The organism is Acetivibrio straminisolvens JCM 21531, assembly GCF_000521465.1.
Classification (GTDB): Bacteria; Bacillota; Clostridia; order Acetivibrionales; family Acetivibrionaceae; genus Hungateiclostridium; species Hungateiclostridium straminisolvens.
The window spans coordinates 1-1,531 of sequence record NZ_BAVR01000147.1; the positions used below are offsets into that span (position 1 = coordinate 1).

Consider the following 1,531-nt stretch of genomic DNA (forward strand, 5'->3'; position numbering starts at 1 on the left):
AAGCTCCCGGTCCACCCTTGCTGTTGAATATTCTCTCGTCAATGTATTTTCTCATAAAGAGCTTAATTAACGGCTCTGACAATTCAGATTTGATTTTTTCATATCCTGCACTGAAAAACAAAGAAGCAACACTGATGAACTCTTTTCTGGGATTCTCCTTTACTTCACCAATGACTTTCTGGACGGTCCCCACTGAAATTTTACCTTCTTCATACAACTCCTTTAACTTGTCTATTTGTGTTGTATCACCTGCCGCCAGTCCTTTAAACGATTCCAGACTCTGCTGTGAAATATCTCCCAAGGCATCAAAAGCTTCCAGAATCTCTTTTGTATGCTCTGATGCAGTCGTTCCATATTCATCCGTTGTTTCCGTAATAGCATCATTCACCTTCTGGAGGCCGGAAATTGAATAAAGATAGCTGTAGGTTGCAACTTCATTGGCAGCGCCGTTTATTGCATATTGCACATTATTATGTATATACACAACCTTCATGAAAAAGGCTATGGATAAAAACACACACATAAACAGCGGCAATGAAATTGCAGCCTCTACAGTTAACGACCCATCTTTCTTTTTAAGCAGTTCTTTTAAAATATTCATACTTTCACCTTGCTATTGTTATTTATATAGGCTTGTCCAATACGCCATATTGCTGTTCTCAGGCTCCTGGCAACAATCAGCTTATGTCATCATATATCGAGCCTTTTACTGTGATCTTTATATTATCTAAAATTACACCCTTCAACGTATCATTTATTGAACTATAGTCAACACCGGACATTTTACCCAAGTTTATGTTGTCCAGCCAAACTCTGATATAGTATTCACCGTCAGGCATCTTGGATGAGTGTAAAATTTATTATTACCTCCGTTTACTACAATTTCAACCTTTGTTGTTTCGGTTATTTCATATACCTTCTGATTTCCGGCAACATATTCTCGATATTTATATTTCGTATAACTGTCCAGACTTCCGGACAACGAATAACCTTCCATAGACATTTTCCAAAAGTCATGGCTTTTGTTTTCATTTTCATTTTCGTAGGGTTTATCAGAATAGTAAGGTATTTCATTTGCTATATTTTTATATTCTGTAGTCTTTACACTTATCAGTTCCTTGCCGCCAATACCTTTGTTGTTTTTTGCAGTCAATATTCCCGGAGTTTTGTATGATCCATTTGCAATGTTCACAGCCTGGTTGCTGCCATTAATATATATCAAGTTTGATTCATATCTAAAGGAGTTAATTAACACATTTACCAGCTCCTCATGCTCTTTTGTCTTACCCTGGCCGGTCTTGTAGTTAACGGTTGTAACCTCAAAAGTATATTTACCCGCCGGATTAAAATAGTAGCCCGATTTTATTGGATAATCATAACTTCTGAGATTTTTATCTGTTGCAAATACTACTTTGTTATAAAATGCCTGGCCTTGTTTTCCTTGGCGTGCCGCTTCCCGGTCTTGTTCGTACTCCTGTTTTATTGAGCTGGTTACATTCCAGTCAATGTCTGCACTACACTGCTGCACAAA

1 protein-coding gene and 1 pseudogene are annotated in these 1,531 nt (G+C 37.5%); both read right to left on the bottom strand.

The features are described from left to right. Window positions 1-601: TadE/TadG family type IV pilus assembly protein (locus JCM21531_RS17145; protein WP_038291643.1), on the bottom strand; the 601-nt coding region annotated here is incomplete at its 3' end. 76 nt (window positions 602-677) lie between these two features. Next, window positions 678-1,531 (bottom strand): annotated as a pseudogene (locus tag JCM21531_RS17150) (hypothetical protein); the annotation flags it as partial.